The 17,033-nt window shown below is 65.9% G+C and carries 15 protein-coding genes; 8 read left to right on the top strand and 7 right to left on the bottom strand.

What is annotated here, in order from left to right:
- Window positions 1-27: 27 nt before the first annotated feature.
- The 6 genes from gatC to K3172_RS12680 are packed head-to-tail and all read left to right on the top strand — an operon-like array spanning window position 28 to window position 4,461.
- Window positions 28-330: an Asp-tRNA(Asn)/Glu-tRNA(Gln) amidotransferase subunit GatC gene (gene gatC, locus K3172_RS12705; protein ID WP_221590580.1), complete on the top strand. Its 303-nt coding sequence runs from the start codon at window positions 28-30 to the stop codon at window positions 328-330.
- Window positions 330-1,814: an Asp-tRNA(Asn)/Glu-tRNA(Gln) amidotransferase subunit GatA gene (gene gatA, locus K3172_RS12700; protein ID WP_221590578.1), complete on the top strand. Its 1,485-nt coding sequence runs from the start codon at window positions 330-332 to the stop codon at window positions 1,812-1,814. Before gatC ends, gatA begins: the two co-directional genes overlap by 1 nt.
- Entirely contained in the window at window positions 1,811-3,307 is a 1,497-nt protein-coding gene (gene gatB, locus K3172_RS12695) for an Asp-tRNA(Asn)/Glu-tRNA(Gln) amidotransferase subunit GatB (protein ID WP_221590576.1), read from the top strand. The genes gatA and gatB overlap by 4 nt, the downstream gene beginning before the upstream one ends.
- Window positions 3,307-3,711, top strand: coding sequence for a hypothetical protein (locus K3172_RS12690; RefSeq protein ID WP_221590574.1), 405 nt, complete (start codon window positions 3,307-3,309; stop codon window positions 3,709-3,711). Before gatB ends, K3172_RS12690 begins: the two co-directional genes overlap by 1 nt.
- A gap of 19 nt (window positions 3,712-3,730) precedes the next feature.
- Entirely contained in the window at window positions 3,731-4,189 is a 459-nt protein-coding gene (locus K3172_RS12685; RefSeq protein ID WP_221590572.1) for a tRNA (cytidine(34)-2'-O)-methyltransferase, read from the top strand.
- Between the two features lie 35 nt (window positions 4,190-4,224).
- Window positions 4,225-4,461: a hypothetical protein gene (locus K3172_RS12680; RefSeq protein ID WP_221590570.1), complete on the top strand. Its 237-nt coding sequence runs from the start codon at window positions 4,225-4,227 to the stop codon at window positions 4,459-4,461.
- Between the two features lie 4 nt (window positions 4,462-4,465).
- Here K3172_RS12680 and K3172_RS12675 read toward each other — a convergent pair whose 3' ends face one another.
- The 7 genes from K3172_RS12675 to K3172_RS12645 form a co-directional block, all read right to left on the bottom strand.
- Window positions 4,466-4,912 carry a hypothetical protein gene (locus tag K3172_RS12675; RefSeq protein ID WP_221590568.1) on the bottom strand — a complete coding sequence of 149 codons (447 nt, stop codon included), beginning with the start codon at window positions 4,910-4,912 and terminating at the stop codon, window positions 4,466-4,468.
- Window positions 4,913-4,988: 76 nt separating this feature from the next.
- Window positions 4,989-5,435, bottom strand: a complete 447-nt coding sequence (locus tag K3172_RS12670) for an META domain-containing protein (RefSeq protein ID WP_221590566.1) — start codon at window positions 5,433-5,435, stop codon at window positions 4,989-4,991.
- A gap of 12 nt (window positions 5,436-5,447) precedes the next feature.
- Window positions 5,448-6,143, bottom strand: a complete 696-nt coding sequence (locus K3172_RS12665; RefSeq protein ID WP_221590565.1) for a hypothetical protein — start codon at window positions 6,141-6,143, stop codon at window positions 5,448-5,450.
- Between the two features lie 12 nt (window positions 6,144-6,155).
- Window positions 6,156-6,944 carry a hypothetical protein gene (locus tag K3172_RS12660; protein WP_221590563.1) on the bottom strand — a complete coding sequence of 263 codons (789 nt, stop codon included), beginning with the start codon at window positions 6,942-6,944 and terminating at the stop codon, window positions 6,156-6,158.
- A 196-nt stretch (window positions 6,945-7,140) separates the two neighbouring features.
- Complete coding sequence (locus K3172_RS12655; protein WP_221590561.1) at window positions 7,141-7,446, bottom strand: hypothetical protein; 306 nt, start codon at window positions 7,444-7,446, stop codon at window positions 7,141-7,143.
- A gap of 39 nt (window positions 7,447-7,485) precedes the next feature.
- A complete protein-coding gene (locus K3172_RS12650) occupies window positions 7,486-10,356 on the bottom strand; it encodes a M16 family metallopeptidase (protein ID WP_221590559.1) in 2,871 nt (956 codons plus the stop codon).
- An 11-nt stretch (window positions 10,357-10,367) separates the two neighbouring features.
- On the bottom strand, window positions 10,368-12,584 hold the full coding sequence (locus tag K3172_RS12645) for an acylase (RefSeq protein ID WP_221590557.1): 2,217 nt from the start codon (window positions 12,582-12,584) through the stop codon (window positions 10,368-10,370).
- 128 nt (window positions 12,585-12,712) lie between these two features.
- On the opposite strand from K3172_RS12645, the gene K3172_RS12640 reads away from it, so the two are divergent.
- Together K3172_RS12640 and clpB are read left to right on the top strand one after the other, a co-directional pair.
- Complete coding sequence (locus K3172_RS12640) at window positions 12,713-14,158, top strand: helicase HerA domain-containing protein (RefSeq protein WP_221590555.1); 1,446 nt, start codon at window positions 12,713-12,715, stop codon at window positions 14,156-14,158.
- 151 nt (window positions 14,159-14,309) lie between these two features.
- Entirely contained in the window at window positions 14,310-16,886 is a 2,577-nt protein-coding gene (clpB, locus tag K3172_RS12635) for an ATP-dependent chaperone ClpB (protein ID WP_221590553.1), read from the top strand.
- The last annotated feature ends 147 nt before the right edge of the window (window positions 16,887-17,033 follow it).

Genomic DNA, 17,033 nt, shown 5'->3' with positions numbered 1-17,033 from the left:
CGGAACGCATGTCCGTCGGAGTGTTCTATGTCCGTTGATAAGGCTACCGTGGCCAAGATCGCCTCGCTGGCGCGCATCAAGATGGGTGACGAGGAACTCGAGCGCATGGTGCCCGAGCTCAACGGCATTCTCGACTGGGTCGAACAGCTGGGCGAGGTCGAATGCTCTGGCGTCGAGCCAATGACTGCGGTGATCGAAAACCACCTGCGCCTGCGCGAAGACGTTGTCGATGCCGATCCCAAGACCGGCGGTGGCCGCCGCGAGGACGTACTCGCCAATGCACCGGCGGCCGAACACGGCTTCTTCGGCGTACCGAAGGTGATCGAATAATGACCGACCTTACGAACCTTGGCGTCAAGGACATCCGTGACGGCGTTGCCGGCGGCGAGTTCACCGCGCGCGAAGTGGCCGAGGCGTTCAACGCCGCGGTTGCCGAAGCCGCCGCGCTCAACGCCTTCATAGTCACCACGCCCGATCATGCACTCGCCGCCGCCGATGCGACCGATGCGAAGCGCGCGAAGGGCGAGGATCTCGGCAAGATGGGCGGCGTGCCCATCGGCATGAAGGACCTGTTCGCGACCAAGGGCGTCCAGACCACCGCCGCGAGCCACATCCTCGAAGGCTTCAAGCCCGAATACGAGAGCACCGTGTCGCAGAACCTGTGGGACGCGGGCGCGGGCATGCTGGGCAAGCTCAACCTCGACCAGTTCGCGATGGGCTCTTCGAACGAGACCTCCTATTTCGGCAACGTCACCTCGCCTTGGCGCAGGTCGGGCGGCGCGAACACCGACATGAGCCCGGGCGGCTCATCGGGCGGCTCTTCCGCCGCGGTCGCCGCACGCATCGCGCCTGCCGCGACCGGCACCGACACCGGCGGTTCGATCCGCCAGCCCGCCGCCTTCACCGGGATCTGCGGCATCAAGCCGACCTATGGCCGCTGCAGCCGCTGGGGCGTCGTCGCCTTCGCCAGCAGCCTCGACCAGGCCGGCCCGATGGCACGCACCGTCGAAGACTGCGCGATCATGCTGGAGGCGATGGCCGGGTTCGACCCGAAGGACGCAACCAGCCTGAAGATGGACGTGCCCGCATGGGAAGCGGGCCTCTCCGCCGACCTCAAGGGCAAGAAAATCGGCATCCCGCGCGAATATCGCATGGACGGCACCGACGAGGAAATCCTCAAGTCGTGGGAGCAGGGCAAGGAATGGCTGCGCGATGCGGGGGCGGAGATCGTCGACGTCTCGCTGCCGCACACGAAGTATGCGCTGCCCGCCTATTACATCGTCGCCCCCGCCGAAGCCTCGAGCAATCTCGCGCGCTATGACGGCGTGCGTTACGGCCTGCGCGACCTGCCGGACGGTGCGGGCCTGCAGGACATGTATGCCGCCACTCGCGCCGCCGGTTTCGGCGACGAGGTCAAGCGCCGCATCCTGATCGGCACCTATGTGCTCTCGGCCGGCTTCTACGACGCCTATTACACCCAGGCCCAGAAGGTCCGAACGCTGGTGAGCCGCGATTTCGCGCAAGCCTTCGGTCAGTGCGATGCGATCCTCGCGCCGACCACGCCGACGGCCAGCTTCCCGCTGGGCGAGAACCAGGACGATCCGCTGGCGATGTACCTCAACGACGTCTTCGCCGTCCCCGCATCGCTCGCCGGCCTGCCCGCAATGAGCGTGCCCGCGACGGTGAACTCGGACGGCCTGCCGCTCGGCCTGCAGATCGTCGGCAAGCCCTTCGACGAGCAGGGCGTGCTGAACGCAGGGCTGGCGATCCAGAGCCGCGCAAACTTCACCGCGAAACCGGAGAAATGGTGGTGAGCACTTACCGCATCCAGGGCGCAACGGGCGAGTGGGAGGTCGTGATCGGCCTCGAGGTCCATGCGCAGGTCGTCTCGAAATCCAAGCTGTTCTCCGGCGCGGCCACCGCTTTCGGGGCGGAGCCGAACACGCAGGTCAGCCTCGTCGATGCGGCCATGCCCGGCATGCTGCCCGTGCCCAACAAGGAGTGCATTCGCCAGGCGGTGCGCACCGGCATGGCGATCGAGGCACAGATCAACAAGTACTCGCGCTTCGACCGCAAGAACTACTTCTACGCCGACCTGCCGCAGGGCTACCAGATCAGCCAGCTGTACCACCCGCTCGTGGGCGAGGGCAGCCTGACCATCGACGCCGACGAGAAGGCCGGCATTGCCGAAGACAAGGTCATCGGTATCGAGCGCATCCATATCGAGCAGGACGCGGGTAAGCTGATGCACGACCAGCATCCGACCATGTCCTACGTCGACCTCAACCGCAGCGGCGTGGCGCTGATGGAGATCGTCTCCAAGCCGGACATGCGCTCGCCTGCCGAGGCCGGGGCCTATGTGCGCAAGCTGCGTTCGATCCTGCGCTATGTCGGCAGCTGCGACGGCAACATGGAAGAAGGCTCGATGCGCGCGGACGTGAACGTCAGCGTGCGCAAGCCGGGCGAGGAATTCGGCACGCGGACCGAGACCAAGAACGTCAATTCGGTGCGCTTCGTCATGCAGGTCATCGAATACGAGGCCAACCGCCAGGTCGACGTGATCGAGAACGGCGGGACGGTCGACCAGGAAACGCGCCTGTTCGATCCGGGCACCGGCACCACGCGGACCATGCGCAGCAAGGAAGACGCGCATGACTATCGCTACTTCCCCGATCCCGACCTCCTGCCGCTGGAGCTGGAGGATGACTTCCTCGAGGAATGCCGCGCCTCGCTGCCCGAACTGCCCGATGCCAAGCGCCAGCGGTATGAAAACGAGCTGGGTCTCACGCCCTACAATGCGCGCGAACTGACCGCCGAGGTCGAGACCTTCGGCCGCTTCGAAACGCTGCTCGGCGTGGCTGCGGCGAAGATCGGCAAGAGCGAGTCCGCAGTCGCGACGCAGGTCGCCAACTGGGCGCTCTCGGTCGCGCCCGGCGTCATGAAGTCGCTCGGCGACGAGGCCGATGCCTCGAACGCGACCGCCGAGGCGCAGGCCAGCATCCTCGCGATGCAGGACAAGGGCGAGATTTCGGGCGGGCAGGCCAAGGAGATTTACGAGCTCGTCCTCAAGACCGGCCGCGATCCCGAGGAAATCGCCGACACCGAGGGCCTCAAGCAGGTCAGCGACACCGGCGCGATCGAAGCTGCCATCGACGACATCATCGCCAACAACGCCGACAAGGTTGCCGAATACCGTGGCGGCAAGGACAAGCTGTTCGGCTTCTTCGTCGGCCAGACGATGAAGGCAATGCAGGGCAAGGCCAACCCGGCAGTGGTCAACCAGATCCTCAAGGACAAGCTGGGCTGATGCCTATTCAGCGTCGCTATTCGCCAACCGAGTGCTTCGAGTTTTTCGGGGTCATTCCGAAGAACAATCGATGGAGTTGGTCCGGACGGAGCGAGGACGGTTCGGTCGTAGCGGTGCGGCTGTGGCAAGATGGCTTTGAGAATGCCGGTCGCGTTTATCGTAGTTGGGCTACTGACAAGCCCGATGAATGGAAATCTCGTCCCGGCTTCGTAGAATTGATTGAAAACCTCGCGCACGCGAGAGATGAACTGGGTGGCCAGGTTGAGGTCATCATTGTAGTGGCGCAAGACCGAAAGGCTAGACCGCGCTCGATCGCACGTAGCTTCCCACAACCTGAACTTAAGATGCGTGTGGTGGAATTGGACGAGGCTGCAGGGACCTTTGTTCTAGAGCGGATCGGCTAGTCCCTTTTTAAATACTCCCATGACCGCCATCGTCCTCGTCCAGCCCGAGATACCCGGCAATACCGGCGCGGTGGGGCGCACCTGTGTGGCGCTCGACATGGAGCTGGTGCTGATCCACCCACTGGGGTTCGAGATCAGCGACAAGCGGGTGAAGCGTTCGGGCCTCGACTACTGGCCGCATATCCGGCTGGTCGAGTTCGCCAGCTGGGAGGCGTTCCTCTCCGAGCGGGCGCCACGCGCCGACCAGCTCTACCTGTTCGAGGAATATGCGACCCGCAGTTTCTACGAGCCCGATTACCCCGAGGACGCCTATCTGGTCTTCGGGCGCGAAACCAAGGGCATTCCGGAGGCGATCGTCGAGGCGCACCGCGAGCAGCTGGTCGGCCTGCCGATGCGCTCCGACAAGGTCCGCTCGCTCAATCTCGCGAACACGGTTGCAGCGGCGGCCTACCAGGCGGTTCGATCCCACATCGCCTGATTGCCAACTGCACCGCCTGTGGTAGGCTCGCGTGCATGAAGTGGGCATTCATCATCTTCATCGTGCTTTACGCGCTGGCGCTATTCCTGCTGGCGATCGGCACCTACGGCTGGTTCGGGCAGGAGCAGGACCCGCTTTCGGCGGTCTTCCTGCTGCCGCTAGGGCTGCCGTGGAACTGGCTGGGCGACAAGGCAGGGCTGGCGGGGCCGGCGCTGGCCATACTCGCGCCGGCGATCAATGCGGCGCTGCTCTACTGGCTGTGGAAGCGCTGACGATCTAGCCGGACGGCGGATCGTCCGTTCGCGAAACCGGCGCGGCCTTGCCCAGCGAAGCGACATGTTCGTCCGCTTCCTTGAGGACCGCGACGAAGGCGCGATAATCCTCGTCCATGCAGCCGTCGTTCCAGGCGATCTCGGTCGTCGTCGCGCCCCGGGTCAGCCGCAGCGTTCCATAGGGCGCGTCGTTCATGAAGTTGTCGCAGTCCTCGTAGTTCGGGGCCGGATGCGGCAGGCGGCGCAGGATGCTCTCCAGCGCGGCGTAATTGGCCGGCGCGGCTTCGATGTCGTGCCAGGCAAGCGCGGGCGGAGTCGTCGGCGGTTCGCCTTCGGTCCGCACGGCCTCGGTCCAGCTGCCGCTTCCGTCCGGGAGCATGCGCCACGACGTCACCGGAGCACCCCAGCTTTTTACCTCGAATGCGACGAAATCCCATTCAGGCCCGGCCACGGTGGACGTCTCTGCTCGCGAGGCGCAAGCTGACAGCATGGCCAGCGCTGCTGCGGGCAGGACGGCGAAGCGGAGCCTAGAGCCGGTCAAAGACATATTCGGTCCGGCGGGTTTCGATCCGCAGGCGGTCGGTCGCCGGGACAATGCGATAGGATCGCGCCGTGGGCAGGTCGTTCGCCATGTCCTGGCCGAAACTGGGCGGCGGGCAGAACGCGCGGGTCGAGGCGATGTCGCCGATGGTCAGCGTCCCCTCCATCGGGCCGGTTTCCTGCTGGCTCCAGCTGGATCGCCCGTTGTTGCAGTCGAGCTGCAGCTGCAGCGAGCCATCGCGATTGAAGGTGATCCGGTGCCGGTCCGAAGCCGCGGGGGCGAGCGTGGTGCGGTTGCCCATCGTCACCATGGTCGCAAGCTTCCATGACGTGCCCGACAGGGGGCCGCGATCCTGGTCGAGAATGCTCTCGCAGCCGGCCAGTGCGGTCGCGCCCAGGGCCAGTGCAAGAGCTGCGGTAAGTGTCCTGGTCATTTCGATGTCCTTCTAGCCGCCCTCGATCATGGCATCGACGATGACATAGGTTTCCGGCCCGAAGCGGACCGTCACCTCGTCCGCCTTGCGGGTAGACGAGAAATCCCAGCCCGCCGAACCATCTGCCTGCGCGCTGTCCGCGCCATAGGGCTCGGTTCCGCGGAAGAAGATGGCGCGCTTCATGCCGTCCGGCTTCGACACTTCGATCAGGTGTTCGCCCTGCTTGCCCCAATTGCGCTTGATACCGGCATTGCAGGACCCTGTCGGCGGTTTGTTGTCGAACCCGCAGTCGAGGATGGTCGTGGCGTTGTAGTCCGTGCCCGCGACCAGCGCGTCTTCGCTACCGGCGGTCACTGGCCCGTTTTCGCCCATGCCGGCATTGGCATCGCCCATCGGCACGCTGACGAGGCGCACGCCGTCGACATTGCCGACCACCGTGCCGCCGAGTGCTTCGGCAGCGGCCTCGGTCGGGCAGCCGACCAGTACCGCGCTGTCGTCGAGATAGTTCGAGGTCGCTGCACTTTCGCCGAGCCGCAGGCAGGGATCGCCCGCATTGGGATAACCGTCACCGAACGGGGCGAGGCTCTCGGGAATGACCGCGACGTCCTCGGTCACCGTCGTGTCGGGTTCCGAAGTGTCTTCGGCTGCGCCGCTACAAGCGACGAGGGCGAGCGCCGAAGCGCCCGCCATGATTGTCCTGCTGTTCATTCCAACGCCTCCTCAGCGGCACTTGGGATGCTGGCCGATGCCGCGAATGTCGTAGAACCGACCATCCGCGATGGTGACCTGCACGCATTGGCGCGATTCCGGACGCCACTGGATCGAATAGCGGGTGTCGCCGCTGGTGAAATTGTCCACCTGACGGAAGCCGCGCCGCTCCAGCTCGCTCATCCCGCCCGCCGCGCGCGCGTCCTTGAGGTCGCTGATATGTGCCGTCTGCGTATAACCGCCACGGCCGTGATGGTGGTCGAGGTTCGCGTTGCGCTGATCTACGCCGGCGGAATACCCGCTCGAATAGGCGTCCGAGCGGTCGTAATTGTGATAGGCGGCATTGTGCAAACCGTCGGTATAGCCGCGCTCGTATTGCGCCTCGGCCTGCTGGTCCGACAGGTGCTGGTTATCTTCGTGATGATTGCTCTTGTGGCTGAGCAACGCGCCGAGGATTGCCGCCCCCGCGACCACGCCGACCGCGGCACCGGCATTGGCACCCTTGTGGTGCCCGCAATCCTGGTCGCTCGCATCCTGGATCGTCTCGACCCGGCCGTTGTAGACCTCGACCTGGACGCAATCGTCGTCGCCTTCGTCCCACCAGTAGCTGTAGGCGTAGCCCATGTTGTTCTTGTTGGTCGACACATGGGCAAAGCCGCGCGCCTTCAGCGCGGACTCGGCGTCACGACCCATGGAGCCGTTGATGTCGACCAGCTGGGCGGCCTTGTCCGCCAGTGCGGGCGTGGCGACGAGCGCGGCGATAGCGACACCGGCGATGATTTTCGAACGAGCAGTCCTCATGTCCTTCTCCCTTTGCCGGACACGTTCCGGAAGTAAGCGACTCGATGCGACCACGTTTTTTTTGTTGTGAAGCCAACCAATCAGAAGCTTCGCGATAAGACAAGCGCCTCGACCGCTCCGTCATGACTGCTCCGTGCCAATGAAAAGGGCGCCGGGATCGCTCCCGACGCCCTTCGCGATTTCTGGCGCGGCAGGATCAGCCCTGGCGCTGGCCGGTCAGCGGCATGTCGCCGAAGGCGCCGGCGTTGACGGTGCCGGTCAGCTGGTCGCCGTCGACGGTGGCGGTGCAGTTGAGCGTCATCGGCATCGGAACGGTCATGTTCATCTTCCAGGTCAGCGTGTTGCCGTCGATCTTGCCGTCTTCGGTGTTCATGCTGCCCATGCCGCCGGCCATCGAGCCGGAGAAGGTTTCGCCATCGTCGCCGGGGACGACGGTGAAGGTGCCCTTCTGGTCGCCCATCGGGCTCTTCACTACGGTGTCATAGGTACCGGCTACGGACATAATATTTCCTCTCTCGAGTTTGAGGGTTGGTGTGGGGGCTTAATCCGCGTTGCTGACACTCGTGTCAACATCGAGATAGGTGGTCGGCAGGCCGAGCTTTTCGAGCTGCGCATCGATCTCGCTGCGGTCGCCGACAACCACGATGGTGAGATCGTCCGGCCCGAGATACTGGCGCGCCGCCGCATCGATCGCCGCCTTGTCGATCGCGCGATAGGTGGCGGGCAGCCTGGTGTAGTAATCGTCCGGGCGACCGAGGCGGTCGTTCTCGACGATCGCGCCGAGCACCTGGTAATTGGTCTCGAAACGGTTGGGCAGGCCGCGGATATTGCCGTCGGTCACGCGGGTGAACTCGGTATCGTCGACGCCGCGCTTGCCCTCCGCGAAGTCGCGCGCGGTATCGAGGATCAGCTGGACCGAATCCGCCGTCCGGTCGGACTGGACCGCCGTGCTGATCGTGAACAGGCGCGGGCCGGTGGGGGCGTCGATGCCGCTGCGCGCGCCATAGCTCCAGCCCTTTTCCTCGCGGATGATCATGTTGATGCGGCTGAGGAAGCCGTTGCCGAGCACCTCGTTGGCGAGATCGAGCGATTCGAGCCCAGGCGTGGCGCCTTCGAGCGGCAGGACGCGGCCCGCATAGATCACCGATTGCGGCGAATTCGGCCGGTCGATCACCACCAGGCGCGTCTGCGGGGCGGGCACCGTCACGGCGAAGTTCTTGGCCGGAGCAGCCATGCCGCTTGCCGTCCAGTTGCCGAACGCGCCTTCGAGCTGGCGCTTGAGTTCCGGCATGGTGATATCGCCGACCACGAAGATCTCGGCATTGTCCGGGCGGATCCACTTGCCGTGTTCCTCGCGCAGCGCCGCAGGCGCGATGGCCTGGACGACCGGGACGGTGCCGAGCCCGCCGACCGTGCCATAGGGGTGGTTCTCGCCGAAGATCAGCGGGCGCAGGGTGCGACCGGCGAGGCCGCCGGGCGAGGACAGCTGCTGCGCGATCTCGGCCAGACGCTGGTCGCGCACGCGCTGGACCTCGGTTTCCGCAAAGGCGGGATTGCGCACGATATCGGCCATCAGCGCCAGCGAAGGTGCGAGGTTGGAGGTCAGCGCGTTCATCGTCACCGAACTGGTGTCGAGCGAGCTGCCCGTCCCGATCGAGGCGCCGAGGCGCTCCTGTTCTTCCGCGATTTCCACCGCGCTGCGGCTGGTGGTACCTTCTTCGAGCAGGTCCATCATCAGCGACTGGGTGCCCGCGCGCGCCGTGCCGTCGGCGGCATATCCGGCGTCGAACTGCATCGATACGACGACCTTGGGAATGGCGGTTCGCCGTGCGAGCGTAACCGGAATGCCGTTGGACAACGTCGCGCGCTCGACCGTCGGGAAGGTCAGCGGTCCGACCGCTTCGGGCGTCGGCAGCTCGCGCGGCGGGCCGGTGCGGGTGACCTCGACCGGTTCCTTGGCGTCGGGGGCGGGGGCAGGGACGGTGCCCTCGTCGCCCCAGCCGCCCATGTCGGCGCCGCTTTCGACGCGTTCGCCCGGCACGATGGCAAGTTTGTAGGCGGGGCGCTGGAGCCAGCGCTGCATCGCCTGCGTTACATCGCCGCTATCGAGCGAAGCGGCCCGTTCTAGGGCCTTGCGGTAATAGGCCGGGTCGTCCGAATAGAGCAGGCCTTCGGCGAGGGTCGAACCCTTGCCGCCGAACCCGCCAACGCGTTCCAGCCCGTCGATCTCGCTCGACACCCAGCTAGTCGCCGCGCGGTCCATCTCGGCCGCCGTCGGTCCAGTGGCGACATAGTCTGCAAAAACCTCGTCCAGCCGCGCTTCCGCCGCGGCGCGGTCGACGCCCGGCTTGATGTCCATCTGCGCGACGAGGACCGAGACCTGCTCCGACTGCCAGTTGAACGCGCTGACGCTGGTCGCAAGCTGTTCTTCGCGCACCAGCACATTGTCGAGCCGCGAGCTGGCGAGGCCGCCGAGGATGTTCATCCCGATCGACAGCGGCACCGCGTCGGCGTGGTTGAGGCCGGGACCGGTCCAGGCGCGATAGATGCGGGTCTGCGGCACCTGGTCGATCAGTTCGCGGGTCTTGCCGGTCGCCAGCGTGACGGGCGCGGCCTGCACCGGCGTCACTTCCGGGCCGCTCGGGATCTCGCCGAACCACTTCTCGACCATCGGGCGCGCGGTCGCGGCGTCGATATCGCCGGTCAGCGAGAGGACGACATTGTTGGGCGCATAATTGTCGGTGAACCACTTGCGGACATCGGTCAGGCTCGCCGCGTCGAGATCGGCCATCGAGCCGATGGTGGAATGGCGATAGGGGTGGCCGACAGGGAAGAGCCCTTCGAGCAGGGCATAGAAAGTCAGGCCATAGGGCTGGTTGTCGCCCTGCCGCTTTTCGTTCTGGACGACGCCGCGCTGCTTATCGAGCTTCTCCTGGCTGATCGCGCCGAGCAGATAGCCCATGCGGTCGCTTTCCATCATCAGCGCCAGGTCGAGCGCGCCGGTCGGCACGGTCTCGACGTAATTCGTGCGGTCGAAATTGGTCGAACCGTTGGTGCTGGTGGAGCCTGCGGCTTCGAGCGGGATATCGAAGTTCTCGACGTTCTCGCTGCCGCCGAACATCAGGTGTTCGAACAGGTGCGCGAAGCCTGTGCGGCCGCGCGGTTCGTGCTTGGAGCCGACGCGGTAATAGGTCGTCACGCCCACGATCGGCGCCTTGCGATCGGTATGCACCAGCACGGTCAGGCCGTTGTCGAGCGTGAAGCTCTCGTAGGGAATGTCGACCTTGTCCACGAGCGCGGAGAGCGAGCTCTCCTGCGTCGGCGCGCTGGCGGCCGGCGGGGCGTCGGCGGGCACGGTGGCGCAGCCCGCGAGGGCAATGGTGGCGAGGCCTGTAAGCAGGTGGTGGCGCATGGTGGTTCCTGTCATCGGCTGGGTGTGCTGGACACGGTGTAGCGGCGCTTGGCGTTGGCAAGAACGTCCTCGCGCCAGAAGTGCACCGGCTTCAAGCGGTGCTGGACGAACAGCGCAGCCTGATCGGTGTAATGCGGGGAATCCGGGCGCGTGACGGCGGCACCGAAAGGCTGGATCGATTCCGAGCGGACTTTCTTGCCGGCGAACCAGTCGATCCACATGATGAAGCTGTCGCCATGCTTGACCGACAGGCGGCCGTCATCGGCCACGTCCCAGGTGGTCGAGGCGCGTAGCGTGTCGGACCCGCCGTCGAGAGGTAGGTCGACATCGCCCTGCCTCAGGCGCAGCAGCTCGCCCATCGGCGGATCGAGCCGGCCGAAATGCGTCTGGAGGTTGTCGACCGACCAGCGCAGCCGTTCCTCGACGTCGGGCAAGTCCTTGTTCTGGTATTCGGCGGACATGAAGTCCTTGATCATCAGCAGCGCCAGCGCATCGCCGCGCCCGATGCCATCGGCGGTGAAGTCCCAGTCGAGCAGCAATTGGCGCGCGGTCTTGAGGTCGGGCTCGGTCGGTTGCAGCTCTTCGAGGGCGTTCCACAGGTCGGCGACATATCCCTCACGCTCATACGCCCGGTCGTACTTGATCCGCTCGAGGGTCGCGCGATCGAGGGTGTCCGCTTCGCTCAGCAGCTTCCACGCCCGGCGCGAGCGGTTGGTCTGCTTGAGTTCGACGCCCAGTTCGGGCGCGAAAGCCGCCGGATCGAGATCGTCGGCGGCGCCTGCCGCGGTGAACGGCGTGTTGTTGGCGTTGTAGAGCCAGCCGGAGGAGGGGTTGACGATCCTGGGCAGCCGATCGAACGAGACCGTGTCGTCCCAGATCAGCGAGCTGTCGTTCCCGGGCAGGATGCCGCGCCAATTGTAGCCGGGCTTTCGGTCGGGGAACGCCGCATTGTAGAGATAGGCGATGTTGCCCTCGGCATCGGCATAGATGGCGTTGAAGTTGGGGTTCTCCATCTTCTCGTAGACCGCCATCCACTCGTCCATCGATTGCGCTTTGCCGAGCCGGTAATAGGCATCGGCCGAGCCGACGCTGTCCATCTTGGCATAGCGCAGTGCGAAGGCGCCGTTGTCGTTCTTGATGACCGGGCCGTGGGCGCTGCGATAGAAGGTCCGCGGGATCGGCAGGACGACGGGGCCGAAGCGGACCGGCAGGATCGCGGTCTCTTCCTCCAGATCGCGCCATTCTCCGTCGAGGCGGTAGCGGGTGCCGGTCTCGTCCATTTCCAGCTGGTAGATATCGACGAGGTCGGGCCGATTGACGGTGTAGGTCCAGCCGAGCGTCTCGTTGTGGCCGAGCACGGGGTAGGGCGTGCCCGGCAGGTTGGCGCCTGCCAGGTGCCAGCCTTCGCCGCTTTCGACCACCAGTTCGTACCATGACACGCCGCCGCGCCAGGGCTGGTGGCTGTTAGAAATCAGCGTGGTCGGCCCGCCGGTCTTCTCGGGCGCGACCGCGAAGGCATTGGAGCCGGACAACGCCGCCAGCTCGCCCCACGGCAGCGGATAGCGCTCGGCACTCGCCTGATCGGGTTGCGCCGTGTCCGCGACGACATTGCCTGCGGCATCGCGTGGGAAACCGGGAATGTCCGGCCCGAATTCCCGCCGGTGCGGCTTGCCCTCGACAAGGTCGCCGATGATCGCGCCGAGGCCGAAGAAGAACGGCTGGCGCAGGGCGAAACCGGCCGCGATATCCTCGCCGCGCACGGGGAAGAGGTTCGCCAGCTTCAGCTCGTCGGGATGGTCGGCGGCATAGTCGTTGAGGCCCTGTGCGTACGCTTCGAACAAGGCCCGCGTATCGTCGGGCAGGCGACGGTAATTGCGTTCCGCCGTGCCGCGCGCGTCGACGAGGTGATAGGCGAAGTCGACCTCGGCGCCCTCCGGCCCGGCGATGGCCCCGTAGCGGCCTTGGGCCATGGCGACGACATCCTGCAAGGTGAAGAAATCGTCCTCGCTCTGCGCGATGGCAATGCCGTATGCGACGTCGGGATCGGTTTCGCCGTAGATATGCGGGACGCCGAATTCGTCGCGGACGATCTCGGCCGAATAGCTGCGCGGCGGCGGTGCGGCGTCGTCGCGTTCGGCCCAGAGCGGCTCCCACGTCGCCAGCGCGACGAAGCTGACGAGCACCACGACCAGAAGCGCAAAACCTATGCGCCCGAACCACTTCCGCATGCAGGCAAATCCTCTCTCGCCCACGGCCTAGCGGGAAACGGCGGAGGCGGGAAGGGGGCGCATTGGACTGGGCAAAACCTGCCGCGCGCTATTTCGTTAACGGGATTCGGATCGCTAGCCCTGTGTGCGTGAGCACGCAGATCACCATCGGCCACGACGCCTCCGGAAAACCGGTCGAGTTCGATATCGAGGAACTCCTCGCGACCCGCCTGCTCGTCCAGGGCAATTCGGGCAGCGGCAAGTCGCACCTGCTCCGCCGCCTGCTCGAAGAGAGCGCCGGGATGGTCCAGCAGGTGGTGATCGATCCGGAGGGCGATTTCCCCAGCCTTGCGGAGGAATTCGGCCATGTCGTGATCGACGGCGCGGCCTATGCCCCGGCGGAGATCGAGGCGCTCGCGCGGCGCATCCGCGAACACCGCGCCAGCGTGGTGCTCGATCTCGACGGGCTGGAAGTGGAGCAGCAGATCCGCTGCGCCGCGCAATTCCTCACCGCCCTGTTCGATGCCCCGCGCGAGCACTGGTATCCCGCGCTGGTGGTGGTCGACGAAGCGCAGATGTTCGCACCGGCCGTCGCGGGCGAGATCGCCGAGGACACGCGGCGCATGACGCTCTCGGCCATGACCAACCTCATGTGTCGCGGGCGCAAGCGCGGGCTGGCGGGCATCGTTGCGACGCAGCGGCTGGCGAAGCTGGCGAAGAACGTTGCGGCGGAAGCCTCGAACTTCCTGATGGGGCGCACCTTCCTCGATATCGACATGGTCCGCGCGGCGGACCTGCTCGGCATGGAACGACGGCAGGCGGAGCGTATCCGCGAACTGGAGCGCGGGCACTTCCTCGCGCTGGGCCCGGCGATCACGCGCTTGCCGATCGCCTGCCGGATCGGACCGGTGAAGACCGGCCAACAGGTGCGTAGCGAAGGGCTGATGGCGCTGCCCGACACGGCGCCCGCCGACATGGAAGCGCTGCTGACGAAGAATCTCGCCAGCGAAGTGGCCAAGGCGCCGCCGCCAGCCCCGCCGCCCGCGCCGCGGGTCGAGGAGATAGAGGACACCATCGCGCATGGCGAGGAGCGGCAGGTCGATGCGCCGGCACAGCCCCGCGATACCTCGGCGGTGGCCGCGCAGATCGAGGGGATCATACGCGCGATGGCGGCGGAGGAAAGCGTCGCTTTCCAGTCGGCGAGCTCGCAATACCAGACCTTCCTCACCCGCTGCCGGCGCGAGCGGATCATCGGCCCGATGCCCGACATGCGCGCCTTCCGCCGCCGCTTCGCCATGGCCGGCGCGCGGCTCGACGAATTGCCCGATGCGACGTCGGAGCGGATCATGCAGCTGGCAGGCGCGGTGGAGGAAGACCTGCTCGCCCCCTTCCTCGTGATCGCGCGCGCGGCGCACGCAGGCGAGACCGAGGTCGACGAGGAGGACCTCGCCCGCGCCTATGGCACCAGTTCGCCGGGCCGTATCCGCCGCCTGGTCGAACATCTCGAACGGCAGGGGCTGGTGGTCGTTCGCGAAGACTTCGGCGGCAGCCGCACGGTGATGGTGCCGGGCCTCGAGGGCGAGCCGGCGGAATAATTTTCCGCTTGCCCCTCGCCAAGCGCGGCGGCACCCCTATATCCGAGTAACACACCTGCGGGCGCCGTCGGGCGAAAAATCGCGGGGAGGGCTTGTGTGGCAATATGGCCACACCATATCCGGGCGGTAAGTCTCGAATGAGGGGTTTCCAATGAATCTCGAAAAGTTCACCGATCGCGCCAAGGGTTTCCTGCAGAGCGCGCAGACCGTCGCCATCCGCATGAATCACCAGCGGATTTCGCCGCTCCACATCCTCAAGGCATTGCTCGAGGACAACCAGGGCATGGCCGCGCAGCTGATTCAGCGCGCGGGCGGCAATCCCGGCGTCGCCATAACCGAGACCGACACCGCGCTCGGCAAGATTCCGGCCGTGTCCGGCGGCGGGGCGCAACAGACCCCCGGGCTCGACAACGACGCAGTACGCGCGCTCGACCAGGCGGAGCAATTGGCCGAGAAGGCGGGCGACAGCTTCGTGCCCGTGCAACGCCTGCTGCAGGCGCTTGCGCTGGCGGACAATGATGCGGGCAAGGCGATCAGGGCTGCCGGCATCGATGCCAAGGCGCTCGAGGCAGCCATCCAGGAAGCGACCAAGGGGCGCACCGCCGACAGCGCGAGCGCCGAAGAGAGCTACGACGCGATGAAGAAGTATGCGCGCGACCTGACGCAGGCGGCGCGCGACGGCAAGCTCGATCCCGTCATCGGCCGCGACGAGGAAATCCGCCGCACGGTGCAGATCCTCGCCCGCCGCACCAAGAACAATCCCGCCCTCATCGGCGAACCCGGAACCGGCAAGACCGCGATCGCCGAGGGCCTCGCGCTGCGCATCGCCAATGGCGACGTGCCCGACAGCCTCAAGGGGCGCACGCTGATGGCGCTCGACATGGGCGCGCTGATCGCGGGTGCGAAATATCGCGGCGAGTTCGAGGAACGCCTGAAGGCGGTGCTCGACGAGGTGAAGGGCGCCGAAGGGCAGATCATACTCTTCATCGACGAGATGCACACACTGATCGGCGCGGGCGCGTCCGAAGGCAGCATGGATGCGGGCAATTTGCTGAAGCCCGCCCTGTCGCGCGGCGAACTGCACTGCATCGGCGCGACCACGCTCGACGAATATCAGAAGTATGTCGAGAAGGACCCCGCGCTCCAGCGGCGCTTCCAGCCCGTCTATATCGACGAGCCGAGCGTCGAGGACACGATCAGCATCCTGCGCGGCATCAAGGACAAGTACGAGCTGCACCATGGCGTGCGCATCACCGATGGCGCGATCGTCGCGGCGGCGCAGCTCAGCAACCGTTACATCCAGAACCGCTTCCTGCCCGACAAGGCCATCGACCTGATGGATGAGGCGGCCTCGCGTATCCGCATGGAGGTGGAGTCCAAGCCCGAGGAAATCGAGAACCTCGACCGCCGCATCATCCAGCTGCGGATCGAGGAGCAGGCGCTCCAGAAGGAAACCGATTCCGCGTCGAAGGACCGGCTCGAGGTTTTACGCAAGGAGTTGTCCGAACTCGAACAGCAGTCGTCCGAGCTGACCACCCGCTGGCAGAACGAGCGCGACAAGATCCACGCCGAGGCGCGGGTCAAGGAAGAGCTCGACCATGCGCGGCTCGAACTCGAACAGGCGCAGCGCACCGGTGACCTCGCGAAGGCGGGCGAGTTGCAATACGGCAAGATCCCGCAACTCGAGAAGCAGCTCGCCGAGGCGAGCGGGCAGACCGACAACGCCCTGCTCAAGGAAGAGGTCACCGAGGACGATATCGCCGGTGTCGTCAGCCGCTGGACCGGCATCCCGGTAGACAAGATGATGGCGGGCGAGCGCGAGAAGCTGCTCGACATGGAGAACATCCTTGCCAAGCGGGTGATCGGGCAGAGCCAGGCGATCGATGCCGTGTCCAAGGCCGTGCGCCGTGCACGGGCGGGGCTACAGGACCCGAACCGCCCGCTCGGCAGCTTCCTGTTCCTCGGCCCCACCGGCGTCGGCAAGACCGAGCTGACCAAGGCGCTCGCCGGCTTCCTGTTCGACGACGACACGGCGATGGTCCGCATCGACATGAGCGAATTCATGGAGAAGCACGCGGTCGCACGGCTGATCGGCGCGCCTCCGGGCTATGTCGGCTACGAGGAAGGCGGCGTGCTGACCGAGGCCGTGCGGCGCAGGCCTTACCAGGTCGTGCTGTTCGACGAGGTCGAGAAGGCCCATGCCGACGTCTTCAACGTGCTGCTGCAGGTGCTCGACGACGGGCGGCTGACCGACGGGCAGGGCCGCGTGGTGGATTTCACCAACACGCTGATCATCCTGACCTCGAACCTCGGCAGCCAGTATCTCGCGCAGATGACCGACGACCAGAAGGTCGAGGATGTCGAGCCGCAAGTAATGGACGTGGTGCGCGGGCACTTCCGCCCCGAGTTCCTCAACCGGCTGGACGAGATCATCCTGTTCCACCGCCTCGGCCAGGAGCACATGGCGCCGATCGTCGAGATCCAGGTCAGCCGGGTCCAGAAGCTGCTCAAGGATCGCAAGATTACGATCGACCTCACGGACGGCGCGAAGAAGTGGCTGGGCCGGGTGGGCTACGATCCGGTCTATGGCGCGCGTCCGCTCAAGCGGGCGGTGCAGCGCTATCTGCAAGACCCGCTGGCCGACAAGATCCTGCGCGGCGAGGTGCCCGACGGCGCGACCGTGAAGATCGACGAGGGCGACGGCGCGCTGCAGATGGACGTCGGTTAGGCCCCTGCCGCATCATTCGCGTTCGCCAATCAAAAAGGGCCCCGGTTTCCCGGGGCCCTTCCTGTTTCACAGGTTCAAGCCGTTGGCTTAGAACTTGGCGCGTGCGCTGACCGAGAAACGGCGTCCCAGCGCGTCGTTGATGCCGAC

It is taken from the genome of Qipengyuania proteolytica (assembly GCF_019711565.1).
Taxonomy (GTDB): domain Bacteria; phylum Pseudomonadota; class Alphaproteobacteria; order Sphingomonadales; family Sphingomonadaceae; genus Qipengyuania; species Qipengyuania proteolytica.
The sequence above is the reverse complement of the archived record's forward strand: the minus strand, read 5'-3'. Positions and strand labels throughout refer to the sequence as shown.